Raw genomic sequence first — 13,987 nt, forward strand, 5'->3', positions numbered from 1 at the left:
TATTCGTAAACGTTCCGATTTTAAAAATAACTTTATTAAGAAAGGTGATAAAAATGGAAACTACTCAAGAGAAACATGCACGCGAACAACATAGTCATGATCATAACCATGGAAGAATGCCGATTATATTGTATTTTATTGGTTTAACCTTGTCGCTTATTGCGCTATTCCTAAACCAAGAGTATCGTTTATTGCAGAATAGTTTGTTTTTAGTTGCTACTATCAGCGCTGGCTATCATGTCATTTTTCTTGAAGGGATCAGAGAAACTATTGAGCACTCTCGAACCCAACACAAATTCACACCTAATTCTCACATTTTAATGGGGGTAGCAGCAATCGGTGCTTCTCTTATTGGAAGCTTCTGGGAAGGAACATTATTGATTCTTATTTTTTCTGGCGCACATTTTCTTGAAGATTATGCTGAAGGTAGAAGTAAAAGAGAAATTACAAAGTTGCTGAAAATGAATCCAACAACCGCTAGACTAATAACGTCTGATGGAAAAACAACAATAGTTGATGTTAAAGAATTAAAGGTGGGTGATCACTTACAAGTACTAAATGGCGATCAAGTCCCTATTGACGGAATTATTTTATCAGGCACTACGTCCATTGATGAATCTTCTATCAATGGCGAGAGTATGCCTAAAGAAAAAGGCGAGGGAGACATAGTCTTTGGGAGTACAATTAATGGCGTAGGTACGTTTACTATGAAAGTCACAAAAGAAAACAAAGATACAGTTTTCTCGAAAATCGTACAATTAGTGAATCAAAATCAAGACAATCAAACCAAAGCTTCTAGTATTATTCAAAAATTTGAACCCAAATACGTCACCTTTGTTTTAATGACAATCCCACTCTTTATTGTACTCGCTCCGGCGCTTTTTGATTGGACATGGTCACAAAGTATTTATAGGGGGTTAGTTCTTTTAGTTGCGGCTTCTCCATGTGCTTTAGCAGCAGCGACTGTATCTGTAACGTTGTCAGCTACCTCTAATTTAGCAAAAAGAGGGGTGCTCTCAAAAGGCAGCACTTATTTATCACAGTTAGCAAATATTCAAGCCATTGCCTTTGATAAAACAGGCACTTTAACGAAAGGGAAACCTGAGGTCACCAACTATTACTTTACTGATGTTGTCAATGAAGAGGATGTTATTGATATCGTAGTGGCTCTTGAAAAAGAATCAAATCACCCCTTAGCAAGGGCGATTTTAAACAAATTCGAATCAAAAAATCAACGAATGATTAAGGTTGAAAATCAGATTGGAAAAGGTTTGACAGGTGAATATAACGGAAAGACTTATCGTATAGGTAAACCGACTTCCTTTAAATCTGTATCAGATGAGTTTGTGCGTAAGACTGAGGAATGGGCTTCAGAAGGTAATACGATTGTTTATGTATCAGAAAACGAAAAAGTCATTGGTATCATTGCACTGATGGATATTCCAAGTGAACATGCGAAAGCTACTATAGATTATTTTAAGAAGTGTGGTATTCACACCGCTTTAATTACTGGGGATTCTGAAATGACGGGACAGGCCGTTGGTAAACAATTAGGAGTAGATCAAGTCATTGCGAACGTCATGCCCGAAGATAAGTCCAAAATGATAAAAGAACAAATGGAGCGATATGGCATAACGGCTATGGTAGGAGATGGCATAAACGACGCACCTGCTCTTGTGAAGGCAGATGTGGGAATTGCTATGGGAGAGGGTACTGATGTTGCGGTAGATGTATCTGATTTAGTTTTAATGAAAAGCGATTTATCCAAATTAGTAAAAGCACATAAGCTTTCTTTGAAAATGAATCAGGTTATTTGGCAAAATATTATTTTTTCAATGTTCGTTGTCGCTTTTTTAATTACTGTTAGCTTGTTAAGTTTGACGGATATTGCAATTAGTGTTGTGATTCATGAAGGGAGCACTTTAGTCGTTATATTAAATGGTCTACGATTATTAAAAACTAAATAAACGTAAATTTCAAGTTTAAGTTAGTCACCTAGTTAAAAAAGATATTTGACCTTAATTGTTAGTAGGTTGTTGAAGGATATAGTCGTCATTTCTTTAGCACTAACGTGCTTAGACCACTTGGGACAACAAGCGTAGAGCATTGGCAAAACAGTCATGAGGGGTTTTATAGCCAAGTATTTTCCGAGGATAGTCATTCATCCATTGTTGTATTCTCAAGCACTGAGTTTCACTAAAATGACTGATAGCTTTACCTTTTGGAATAAATCGGCGGATAAATTTATGCTGGTTCTCGCTTGTGCCTCTTTCCCACGAAGCATACGGATGACTAAAATACACTTCAAGTGTCTCTTTCAGCGCTTCGTGAAGCCCTGCAAACTCAGATCCATTATCCGAGGTGATGGTCTTAAATACTTTAGAAAAGGTATCGCCGGCTTTAAGCCGTAATTGTTGGATTGCCTGATCAACGGATTCTTTATCTTTACCTCTGAGCTTAAGGATGATTTCAAAGCGTGTTTGACGTTCAACTAACGTCAATAAAACCGAATCGGTTTTCACTTTATTTCCGACAACTGTATCGATTTCCCAGTGTCCAAAAGTCTGTCTATTATCAATTTCTGGAGGTCTTTGTTCAATAGATTGGCCTAAAATCCGTTTGTTTGTTCGTCCTCTATAAGAAGTGTCTTTTGGTTTTCGTGATAGTTTTTCAAGTAGATCCATATTCTTGGTTCTCATGATACCTTTGTCAATCCATCCATAAAGAGTCGTTGTACAAGGAATAATAGAAGAGTCAAACAAGTCATGTGTTTTAGCAAAACCAATGACCACGTCCGGAGACCACTTTTCTAGTATCAATTTATCATCTGCCCACTCAATAAATGCATCCGTGTCAGCCCATTTTGGCCGACGGCCACAGTTCAATCGAAGCCTATCGTAAGCTGCTTGTCCGGTATCGGGATCGTAGATAGTCGTATAGTAATCATAAACTTTGCCGTTTTGCTTTTGGCGTTTAAGTTGAGTGATAGTTCCACGATGGATTTCACTATTGATGGTTTGCGGGACACGTCCCAGTGCATTCGCAATTTGACGATTGGAGTAGTTCTCAGTTTTTAAAATAGCAATTTGAGACCGTTCTGAATAAGATAAGTGTTTTCCCTTACGTGCTGATGTGTTATCGTTAGAGTGCGTCATGTGAATTCATCCTGTCTATTGAGAGTTAGCGGTAACTTCAATATAACATGAAATTCACATGGCGTTTTTTGTAGGTTAGCCTAAGTGGCTAACTTCATTATAAAATCCAGCAAAACTAAATAAATTCATACGTTTGTATAAGATCATGTACCGTTACAGAAGCATTCTTTTGATAGCATATAACTCGTCTCTTATGTTTAGACAAAAATATCTTCTAATAAAAAGGCTGAGACATAAGTCTCAATTTAATATTATTTCGCAAAATTAAACAAGCAAAAAAGCCGTCAAATTAAGGATTAAATATCCAAAATTTGACGGCTTTCTTCTTTTTAGCTAGTTTTGTCCCAACCTCTTATTAAGAGTGTACGGACAAATTTATTGCTTTTGTTTGATTTAGTATTATCTTCCAATATATGTGAGAGGGTCAACTAAATTTCCACCAGATGTTACTTCAAAGTGTAAATGAACACCTGTAGATGCGCCTGTCGTACCCATGATACCAATCTGTTGTCCCTGAGATACAGTTTGTCCAGGAGCCACTTTAAGTCCAGCTTGCATATGTGCATATAAAGTTGTGAAGCCGTCCCCATGATCAATCTTAACATGATATCCATAACTATTACTAAAAGAAGCAGTAACCACTTTCCCACCTTTAGCAGCTGAAATTGGTCCACCACCAGCAATATCAATACCTCTATGCAACTTTTGTTCACCTGAAATAGGGTGCGTTCGTGTACCCATTGGTGAAGAAATTCGTCCGTTTGCAGGTCTTGTCCAACCACTACTTACGCTTGGTGCTGAAGGTTCAGGATTGCTTGGTTTTGAAGGCTCTGGATTGCTTGGCGCTACTGGTTTAGAAATTGTTTCTTCTTTAGATGATTCAGATGTAGATACTTCCGGTTGCTGTTTTTCTGCTGCTAATGCTTCTTCAGCCGCTATTCTTTCTGTTTCTGCTAGTTGGAAAGCTTCCTCTTCTTCTCTTTGGCGTTGTTCTTCTGCCAAACGTTCTTCTTCTTGTATTTTTCTTTGTTCTTCTACAATACGTGCTTGTTCTTCCTGCATTTCTGTACTTAATGTACTGGTTCGTTGTGCAATCAGTTGCTGTTCTGAAATAAATGAAGCTTTCTCTTGTTCAGACATATCGAAACGTTCTGCGACCTGAATAATCTTATCGTCAAGTTCAACTCTTTGCGCAACTAAGTTATTTCTATCCACTTCTAGTTGCGATTTTGCTGTTTGAACGTCTTCTCGCTCTTTTTGGATAGTCTGTTCAGCAACTTCTAGAGCTTCCTGATCATCAATCTGAGCTTGCATGATCGTTTGATTCGCAGAAACAATTTTAGAAACCATTCCGATTCTACCAATAAGATCTGAAATATCTTCAGCAGATACGACCATATCGATGATGTCAGATGTATTTCCCTCTGTCTGAACTGATCGTGCTTGATTTTCTAATTGTTCTGTTCGCTGTTCAATCTGTAGCTCTAAAAGATCGATTTCTTCTTGTAACTGAATAATATCATTTTCAATTCGTTCAATCTCTTTTTCTTGTTCCTGAATGTCTAAAATCAATGCGTCAATGTTTTTTTGTAACTCACTAACATCTTTTTCCAAAGTAATACGTTCTTTTTGAAGATTTTCCATTTGTTGCTCTTTGGTTTGGATTTGCTCGTCCAAAGACCCATTTTTATCGTATAACTCTTTTTGTTCTCTTTCTAATTCTTCCATACGGTCAGACTGAGCTGAGACGTTCATTGGTACAAATGCTGGAAGACTTAAACATGATATAGCAACTATTGCGAATAATTTCTTTTTAATCAAATTAATTACCTCTAAATTCTCTTTTTATTTTTTTGCATGTGGCTTGACCACTGGTGCTCTCTTGATTACTAACCATATTGTATCATGCTCTAAGCTGTTGAAAGATTTTATTATAATTACAAAAGTAGCCCGACATTGTCATACAATTGTATTGTTAGTCGGGAGTTGAAGAGAATTTACTTCTTAAATGCTTTTAAAACGGTGTTTATACAATGATAGATTACGTAGGAAGTGAATGCTCTATTTTAAGAAGTGAACACATTTCGACAAACCATATTTAATCCATATTGAATCTAAAAAAAATACAAAGCTTATAAAATGGTTCACTGAAATAGAGAGTTGTAGAAAACTCGAAAATTGTATCTTGTCTTATTGCGTACTAAATATAAATAGTATAAAAAAGTACTCTACAACTTTTTTACTATATGTCCTTTTTAACAAAACATGATTTTTTAATTCTAAATACGGAGGAAATTGGAGTTGAGGATGTATATGGAGAATTGCTTACAAAAGATAATTTTGCTAAACTAAACTGAAAACAGTTGGTTAAAGGTCATAATTATGTTGGAATGATAGGGGATTAAATAATTGAAGTACTTGCTGTGACAATCAATACTGTAGGGGTAGTAATGGGAGTTTGACTAAAATAATTCAATAGAAATCGCTATCATCAACAGACAGGCAAATAACTATCTTCTTATTTTTTTCTATACACTTGAGTAGAGAAAGCAAAAAAATTCAATAAAATCTTTGGTCTATTCTGGGGATAATAGCTTTATTGATAGCTACTTCAATTTCTGGCTTTACAGGCATTTTAATTATAGTGTACTGGTATGTCAACACTTTTTTGAACAAAAATTATAAGGTGTAAATGATGATTGAGTTCACTTTCCTTTTGCCTCTCTAACTGAATGAGAGGCTAGTTTCGACCAGCTGGGGAACAACGGATTTGCAGACTTCAATTTCAGTCTGTTCCTGTTCCCAATCTTTTCGATAATCGATAGGAGATTCGTAGTCCAATGATCCATGTGGGCGAAAATGATTCCACCAATGGACGTAGTCCATAAGTTGGACTTGCAGTTCATAGAGTGTATGGAATGTGTTGTCGTAGACAAATTCAAACTTAAATGATTTATACGTGGACTCCGCTACGGCATTGTCGTAAGGATTCCCTTTTCTACTTAACGAGCGCACAATATCAAAGGTATCCAGTAATTCATCAATGGTATGGTTGTCGAATTCTTTTCCCCGGTCAGTATGGAACACGTTGACCGTATGTAAATCTCCCTTAACTGTAGCGAGAGCCTGCAGGACTAAGTCAGCTGTCTTATTTGGTCCAGCAGAATACCCGATGATCTCGCGGTTAAACAAGTCTAAAATAAAACAAACATAGAACCACTTATTGGCAACTTTGACATAGGTCAAGTCCGTGACGATAGCTTTCATCGGCTCTTTCGGATTGAACTCACGGTTCAATGCGTTTTCAATCTTCGCTTGATTGACGCCACTCTTTTGTGGTTTGTATGATGGTCTATCATACTTGGACACCAGATGGAACTTTTTCATAATGTGTCCAATTCTCCGACGAGATACGATAAACGCACGCTTCTTCAATCTTTTCTTCAGTTTACGCGTGCCATAATTGTTTTTGCTTTTGGCAAACTCTTCAATAATCGCTTGTTCGAGTTCCGCGTCACTTTCTTTCTTTATTACTTCGTAATAATAAGATCCTCTACTGATCTCAAGGGCACGGCACATCGCTGATATAGAATAGTTATGTTTGTTGCGTTTGATTACTTCGACTTTCGCCCGAATATCAGCGCCGCTTGCTTTAAAATATCATTTTCCATTTGAAGCTGGGTATTGGCTTTTCTTAATTCTTTTAATTCTTTCTGTTCAGGTGTTAAGTTATCTTTTTCTTTGAATGAACCGGTTTGATTATGTTGACGTACCCATTTGTCAAAAGCCGATCCTGTAAGATCATATTCTTCTATGATTTCTTTTCTTGATTTTCCTGCTTTGTGTAAATCAACAATTTGTTTCTTAAATGCTTCTGTATAAGTTCGGCGTGGACGACGAGTAGACATGATAGATTCCTCCTGTGTATGTTGTGTTTAGTATACACACCTTATCTTTTCTGTCCAACTGAGTGTAACCTATCCATACGTTCTTGAAAGATCAATCGTTGTGGTTGTTTTGATTGCTTTACAACTAATTAATTTTTAAAAAACAAGTTCGCTAGAGCAGAAAGTGTGCGTATGACAAATACAATCAAAAAAGGATGAATATTATGAAAGCAATTAAAACATTAGTACACTTAAAAGAAGTTGGCTTAAATGCAAATTTATTAAAAATACTTGCAGTAACAGCAATGCTTGTTGATCATGGGTTTCGTCTGTTTACAGAAGAAGGTACACAAGAAAGATGGTGGGTACATTTATTTGGTCGTTTAGCTATGCCGATAATTTGTTATTTAGTTGCAGAGAGTCATCATTATACGACAAATAAGAAAAGGTATATGTGGCGTATATTCTTATTTGCTATTATTTCGCATATTCCGTATGTTGCTTATTTTAATTTGAGTTATTTTCGAGCGACTAGTGTTATGTGGACGATATTACTCGGTGTAATAGGATTAGAAATTGTAAAAAACGAAAAGGTACATACAATATACAAAATTCTTGGAATTGCTTTGTGTTGTCTGCTGGCAGTACCTGCAAACTGGCACTATGTAGGAGTGCTTTGGATTGTTTCTTTTGGAATATTCCGTGACAATTTTTCTAAGAAAGTAATAGCTTTTGCGATTATTGGAATACTACTCTATATCTATCCAGGCTTGCAAGACCTTGGAATGCAAGCCACTTACCGGTTTGGACAGTTACTAGTTATACCCATTCTTTATCTGTATAACGGACAACCCGGTAAGCGAAATAAATTCTCAAGATGGGCATTCTATTGGTTTTATCCAATGCATTTAGTTTTATTACTCGGAATAAGGTATTTCTTTTTTTGATAACCAATAATAAAGAATGTTGCGTTATTTGGAATTTAGATTAGTAGCTAATAGTTGGAATTAAAAACGGAAATTATACCTATTGATTATTTATCGGTTAATAATAGGTATAACGGAACTGAATACACTTTAATTAAGATCAAAAAGAAGGAATAAATAATGGATCAACTTTTAATGAAAGCAATTAGATTGAGAAAGCTCAATAAAAGAGAAGAATCTAATCAAATGATGTTAAACTTAATAGAAAATTACCAACTGATCCCATAATAAATTATCAATGTGCTTGGAGCTATGACTTACTAAGAGAAGAGGAAAAAGCTGTTCCTTTTTATAAAAAAGCAATTGATCTTGGACTAGATGGAGAAGATTTAGAAGGTGCTTTGTTAGGTTTAGCAAGTACGTATAGAACACTGGGGAGATACGAAGAATCGGAAAGAACTTTCTTAAAGGGATTAGAACTTTTTCCTACTAATAACGCAGTGAAAGTTTTCTTTGCTATGACGCTTTAAAATTTGAACAGCAACAAAGAAGCGATAGAAATTCTACTACAATGCTTGTTGGCAACTTCTAAAGATGAGAATATTCAGTCGTACAAGGAAGCCATTGAATTTTATTCAGATAAATTAAATGAGACTTGTGAATAAAGCTTATGTATGTTGTTCTTAACTTCAAAATCACAATCTTTTATTTTCATAGTGTAAAATAAACAAAATTTTTTAGAAATTATTATAAGAATGTAGGCTCTATCATGAACAGTTTAGTTCGTGATAGAGCCTACATTCTTATTATCTTTAGTCTTTTTAATGAGTACAACAATAATCAGAAATGTTGCATTATTCCTTTTATATAATTTTAGTTTCGTTCAATCCTACTGGTATGTTGCAAACTCAAGTTATTCAATAATTCACTTTTGTAACGATAGAGTATACCCTATTGTTACGAACGAATGTGTAGATAGTAAATTTAAGCTAAAAAGGTTTTGACACATTTTGTTCATTTTTTTGACTTTATTTTAATAACATTGAAACTCATTTGTAACATAATGCTATAATCACTTTGTAATATCGTCATATAATAAAATGAAGAGGTGATTTATGAAGGTTTTAAAAAAATACTTAATCTCAATGTTAACAATTATTATGGTATTTCAGATTTTCGGAACTACAGGATTATATGTTTATGCTACTGAAATTGATTCAGCAGATAGTACTACGGAAGATACAATGGTAAATGATACTACTGAAGAAAACGAAATAATCAACGATACTTACGAAGAAGATACAACAGATAGCGATATTGAAAATGACCCGTCTAATGTTGTATTATCAGAATACGGAATAACCATAAATGGTACTTATTACACGGAAGATGAATTTGAAAAACTACTTGAAACAGCTGTAGAAGTAGAGGTTGCTGAAAGCGTAACGAATACACCACCGTATGCAAATAATGGTGGACAGATGTCTAGAATGGCTGTTAGTGATGTTATCCAATATTCTCCAATTCTTGCAGGAACTTGGGCTATTCCTGGAGTAGGCCAAGTGGTCATTACTACTGTGGGAGTTATAGTTATAGCGGGCGTTACTATAAAAGCAACTCACTGGGCGTACAAAAAAGTACGTATATTTTTTACTGAAAGAGCTTATAATAAAGCTAAAAAAGATTGGACAACGACCAAAACCCATTCTACTACAACAAAGAGTAAAGTTCCTATCTCTGGGGAGAGGCCATACTCTTCTAAGGATAAATTAGTAAAAGGAAAACGCACACAAAGAAGATATTATGATAAAAATGGTAATGCAGATTTTGATGTCGACTATTCCCACTCTGGGAAGTATAAATTTCCGCATACACACACTTGGAAAGGTAAGGATAGGTCAGGACATTAAAAATAAAGGAGATAAAATTGTGTCTATGAATGATTATGAAAAAGAGTTACCTAATCCCACCATATCACTAGAGGATTTGATAGATTATATTAAACATGGAAGAGAAATAGAATTCAGCTATCAAGGTCAGTCGTATTTTATTGGTAACGGTCCAGAAGGGAGAACGGTATGGATTGATCAAACAGCTGTCAGTCAGACTTTTGAAAAAGATTTTGAAGAACATTTAAGCGAAATTATTTTACAAGATAAAAGTATCGCTGATATATTTAGAAATAAAGAAGGAATCATTGTGACTATTCTTTAAATTTATTTACAATTAAACAATATGACGATATTATTTAATTAAAAATGCTATTGCTCTGCTCTATATAATAAATTAAAAGAGTAAAATGGATAGGTTACACTCAGTTGGACAGAAAAGATAAGGTGTGTATACTAAACACAACATACACAGGAGGAATCTATCATGTCTACTCGTCGTCCACGCCGAACTTATACAGAAGCATTTAAGAAACAAATTGTTGATTTACACAAAGCAGGAAAATCAAGAAAAGAAATCATAGAAGAATATGATCTTACAGGATCGGCTTTTGACAAATGGGTACGTCAACATAATCAAACCGGTTCATTCAAAGAAAAAGATAACTTAACACCTGAACAGAAAGAATTAAAAGAATTAAGAAAAGCCAATACCCAGCTTCAAATGGAAAATGATATTTTAAAGCAAGCGGCGCTGATATTCGGGCGAAAGTCGAAGTAATCAAACGCAATAAACATAACTATTCTATATCAGCGATGTGCCGTGCCCTTGAGATCAGTAGAGGATCTTATTATTACGAAGTAATAAAGAAAGAAAGTGACGCGGAACTCGAACAAGCGATTATTGAAGAGTTTGCCAAAAGCAAAAACAATTATGGCACGCGTAAACTGAAGAAAAGATTGAAGAAGCGTGCGTTTATCGTATCTCGTCGGAGAATTGGACACATTATGAAAAAGTTCCATCTGGTGTCCAAGTATGATAGACCATCATACAAACCACAAAAGAGTGGCGTCAATCAAGCGAAGATTGAAAACGCATTGAACCGTGAGTTCAATCCGAAAGAGCCGATGAAAGCTATCGTCACGGACTTGACCTATGTCAAAGTTGCCAATAAGTGGTTCTATGTTTGTTTTATTTTAGACTTGTTTAACCGCGAGATCATCGGGTATTCTGCTGGACCAAATAAGACAGCTGACTTAGTCCTACAGGCTCTCGCTACAGTTAAGGGAGATTTACATACGGTCAACGTGTTCCATACTGACCGGGGAAAAGAATTCGACAACCATACCATTGATGAGTTACTGGATACCTTTAATATTGTGCGCTCGTTAAGTAGAAAAGGGAATCCTTACGACAATGCCGTAGCGGAGTCCACGTATAAATCATTTAAGTTTGAATTTGTCTACGACAACACATTCCATACACTCTATGAACTGCAGGTCCAACTTATGGACTACGTCCATTGGTGGAATCATTTTCGCCCACATGGATCATTGGACTACGAATCTCCTATCGATTATCGAAAAGATTGGGAACAGGAACAGTCTGAAATTGAAGTCTGCAAATCCGTTGTTCCCCAGCTGGTCGAAACTGGCCTCTCATTCAGTTAGAGAGGCAAAAGGAAAGTGAACTCAATCATCATTTACACCTTATAATTTTTGTTCAAAAAAGTGTTGACATACCAAAATCTTAAAAGAGATTTTGCTCTTTTTATACTTTTCTCGTAGAAAAAATAGTAATTGGGTTGTCGCCCGTCTCGACGTGTTGTCATTCTAATGTATACTCTATTGTTACTATAATGTTCCTAAAAAAAGAAACAAAATAACAGTCTCTCTCATTCCGTATCAAAAGCTCGGTTGCTAATTCAGCAAATAAATTATATTTCACTTGATTCATACACACTATGTGTGTATGATAAATGTGTAGAAAGGAGTTAAGGATATGCCAATGACGCCAAAACAGATGGTTAAACTGTTGAAGAAAAATGGCTTCGTTAAATTAAGACAAGATGGTTCACACCTTTTCATGTTTAACGAAATAACCAACAAACGTACCACTGTCCCAATGCACAATAAGGACTTAGCAAAAGGTATAGAACATGCCATTTTAAAGCAAGCAGGGCTGAAATAGCCCTCGCTCCGCTTTTTTATCATTGCAGCATATCCTTATCTTTAAAATGAACTGAAAGGATTGATAAATTATGTCAAACAAATTTGTTTATATCGCTACTTTTGAAAAAGATGGAGATTATATAGTTGTAAACTTTCCTGATGTTGAAGGTGCATTTACACAAGGAGAAAACTATAAGGAAGCTTATGAGAAAGCTGAAGAAGTACTAGGTAGTTTATTATCAGAAATGAGTGAATATCCAGTAAGCTCTACTGCTGAAGAGATTAATAGTTTATATCCTAAATCTATGCTAGGACTAGTAGAAGTTGATTTAGAAGCATTTAGAAGGAAGTATAGATCTAATAAAGTAAGAAGAAACATTTCTGTACCAGAATGGTTAAATGAACTAGCAACTACTAATAAAATAAATGTATCTGAAGTTACGGTAGAAGCATTAAGAGAAAAATTAAACGTATAATAATTAATAAAAAAGCTCGAAAGAAAAAAACAGAAATCTTAATGCTATAGGGCGTAAAGCTACTTGAGACATAATCTACCATGCGTATTTTAGTACTAACAGTTCAATTTTAACGGCTACGAGAGGAGAAAATAACCTATGGGTAAGCTTATATATGTATCTAATGAATACAAACGATTGAAAAGAATCCTCACTGATGAAAAGGAATATGATGAAAAGTTAGTTGCTGATATAAACAGTAAACTTCGCAAGAAATATCCAGGTAAAAAAAAGACTAGGCAACGTCCTCGGAATCCTGATGAAAAAAAAATATTAGAACGTTGGTCGAAAGATGGATATGAACAAGGAGATATATAAAGAGCAGCTTAATAATTTGGTTGGAAAAGATATTTATTTGAAGCACACCGAAGCTATCGGAATCATATCACATGCGTATCATGAATTATTTAGAAAAAGAAACGATAGAGAAGAAACTAGCTTTGTTTTAGTTGGAGGCCTTTCAGCTGAGATATACACGGCAGGTGATTATACTACTTTAGATATAGACGTTCTACTATCGGATGACCGAGTCTTTTCAGAAGTCATGGATATGTTGGAGTTTGTTAAAGAGGGTAAATCATGGTATAGAGACGATATCAATATATCCATAGAAGTCCCTTCTGGCCCGTTTGCCGGTAACTATGATCGACGCCGACAAATTAAAACAGCAGAGGAATATATAATTAATATACAATCTCCTGAGGATATATTTGCTGATCGAGTACGTGCTTACGTGAACTGGGACGAAGAGAATCATATCAAAACGTTAACGACTTTATGGAAATTACATGAATTAGATACTCTTTATATAGAATCCAATTTAGAGACACCTGAAGAAAGGGAATTTCTTGAGGATTTTCAGAAGTTTTATCATGATTCGGCGAGGCAGAGCGTTAAACTTGAAAGTAAGGTATATTATATAAACCTTAGTGACGGGGATATCGATTCTGAACCATATGAAGGCCATGAGTACTTGGAAATCTCTAATGGAATCAAAACCTCACCTAGCGAATATACAAGGAATAACGGTGATTTTGCTACCTTAGTCGGAGAGCTTGTTACGCTTCAAGTCGAATTCAAGATTGATTCCACTAGTTACTACGAGTCTGATTCTGAAACAGGTTTTACAATCTATGAAGTTACTAAACTAGATGGAAAATCTATTAGTTCAGCAGATTTTATTAAAGAATATGCTCCTCATTTAGCAAAAGACTCTAATAACTAGATTCTAAGTTATTAAAATTCGAAATTAAAAAGACCGGAATCAATAGACAGTTTTTCTATCTATTGATTCCGGTCTTTTTAATTGTGGTCTTAATATTCAGTGTTAAGAGAAATAATTAAGGTAGTACGGAATTGTTAAGTACTACCTTAATTATTTAGTAATACTGAAAATATGAACTAGTACTATACCTACATGGTAATAACTTAAATTACTAAGAG

13 protein-coding genes are annotated in these 13,987 nt (G+C 35.2%); 10 read left to right on the plus strand and 3 right to left on the minus strand.

All coding sequences use genetic code 11. From position 1 onward, the window contains the following. Window positions 1-53: 53 nt before the first annotated feature. Complete coding sequence (locus LG377_RS12170; protein ID WP_225744983.1) at window positions 54-1,967, plus strand: heavy metal translocating P-type ATPase; 1,914 nt, start codon at window positions 54-56, stop codon at window positions 1,965-1,967. Window positions 1,968-2,075: 108 nt separating this feature from the next. Here LG377_RS12170 and LG377_RS12175 read toward each other — a convergent pair whose 3' ends face one another. The 3 genes from LG377_RS12175 to LG377_RS12185 form a co-directional block, all read right to left on the minus strand. Continuing rightward, window positions 2,076-3,155, minus strand: coding sequence for an IS30 family transposase (locus tag LG377_RS12175; RefSeq protein WP_225742806.1), 1,080 nt, complete (start codon window positions 3,153-3,155; stop codon window positions 2,076-2,078). A gap of 399 nt (window positions 3,156-3,554) precedes the next feature. Beyond that, window positions 3,555-4,976, minus strand: coding sequence for a murein hydrolase activator EnvC (locus tag LG377_RS12180; protein ID WP_225744984.1), 1,422 nt, complete (start codon window positions 4,974-4,976; stop codon window positions 3,555-3,557). A gap of 903 nt (window positions 4,977-5,879) precedes the next feature. Then, window positions 5,880-7,063, minus strand: a protein-coding gene (locus tag LG377_RS12185; protein WP_225744985.1) for an IS3 family transposase whose coding sequence is annotated in 2 segments (ribosomal slippage) — window positions 5,880-6,778 and window positions 6,778-7,063 — 1,185 coding nt in all. Because the reading frame shifts where the segments join, the coding sequence is not laid out codon by codon here. A 203-nt stretch (window positions 7,064-7,266) separates the two neighbouring features. Between LG377_RS12185 and LG377_RS12190 the strand changes: the two genes are divergently transcribed. From LG377_RS12190 to LG377_RS12230, 9 genes are all read left to right on the plus strand, one after another. Further along, window positions 7,267-7,989 (plus strand): TraX family protein, encoded by a 723-nt coding sequence (locus tag LG377_RS12190; protein ID WP_225744986.1) that lies wholly within the window; start codon window positions 7,267-7,269, stop codon window positions 7,987-7,989. 266 nt (window positions 7,990-8,255) lie between these two features. After that, window positions 8,256-8,498 (plus strand): tetratricopeptide repeat protein, encoded by a 243-nt coding sequence (locus LG377_RS12195; protein ID WP_225744999.1) that lies wholly within the window; start codon window positions 8,256-8,258, stop codon window positions 8,496-8,498. A 585-nt stretch (window positions 8,499-9,083) separates the two neighbouring features. Then, window positions 9,084-9,878 (plus strand): hypothetical protein, encoded by a 795-nt coding sequence (locus LG377_RS12200; RefSeq protein WP_225744987.1) that lies wholly within the window; start codon window positions 9,084-9,086, stop codon window positions 9,876-9,878. A 19-nt stretch (window positions 9,879-9,897) separates the two neighbouring features. Next, window positions 9,898-10,182, plus strand: coding sequence for a hypothetical protein (locus LG377_RS12205; protein WP_225744988.1), 285 nt, complete (start codon window positions 9,898-9,900; stop codon window positions 10,180-10,182). Between the two features lie 162 nt (window positions 10,183-10,344). Continuing rightward, window positions 10,345-11,528, plus strand: a protein-coding gene (locus tag LG377_RS12210; RefSeq protein ID WP_225744989.1) for an IS3 family transposase whose coding sequence is annotated in 2 segments (ribosomal slippage) — window positions 10,345-10,630 and window positions 10,630-11,528 — 1,185 coding nt in all. Because the reading frame shifts where the segments join, the coding sequence is not laid out codon by codon here. Window positions 11,529-11,859: 331 nt separating this feature from the next. Further along, complete coding sequence (locus tag LG377_RS12215; protein WP_225744990.1) at window positions 11,860-12,048, plus strand: type II toxin-antitoxin system HicA family toxin; 189 nt, start codon at window positions 11,860-11,862, stop codon at window positions 12,046-12,048. A gap of 70 nt (window positions 12,049-12,118) precedes the next feature. Then, window positions 12,119-12,505, plus strand: a complete 387-nt coding sequence (locus LG377_RS12220) for a type II toxin-antitoxin system HicB family antitoxin (RefSeq protein WP_225744991.1) — start codon at window positions 12,119-12,121, stop codon at window positions 12,503-12,505. Window positions 12,506-12,643: 138 nt separating this feature from the next. Then, window positions 12,644-12,862, plus strand: coding sequence for a hypothetical protein (locus tag LG377_RS12225; protein WP_225744992.1), 219 nt, complete (start codon window positions 12,644-12,646; stop codon window positions 12,860-12,862). A gap of 16 nt (window positions 12,863-12,878) precedes the next feature. After that, window positions 12,879-13,769 (plus strand): hypothetical protein, encoded by an 891-nt coding sequence (locus LG377_RS12230; protein WP_225744993.1) that lies wholly within the window; start codon window positions 12,879-12,881, stop codon window positions 13,767-13,769. The last annotated feature ends 218 nt before the right edge of the window (window positions 13,770-13,987 follow it).

The organism is Marinilactibacillus sp. Marseille-P9653 (assembly GCF_916618885.1).
Classification (GTDB): domain Bacteria; phylum Bacillota; class Bacilli; order Lactobacillales; family Carnobacteriaceae_A; genus Marinilactibacillus.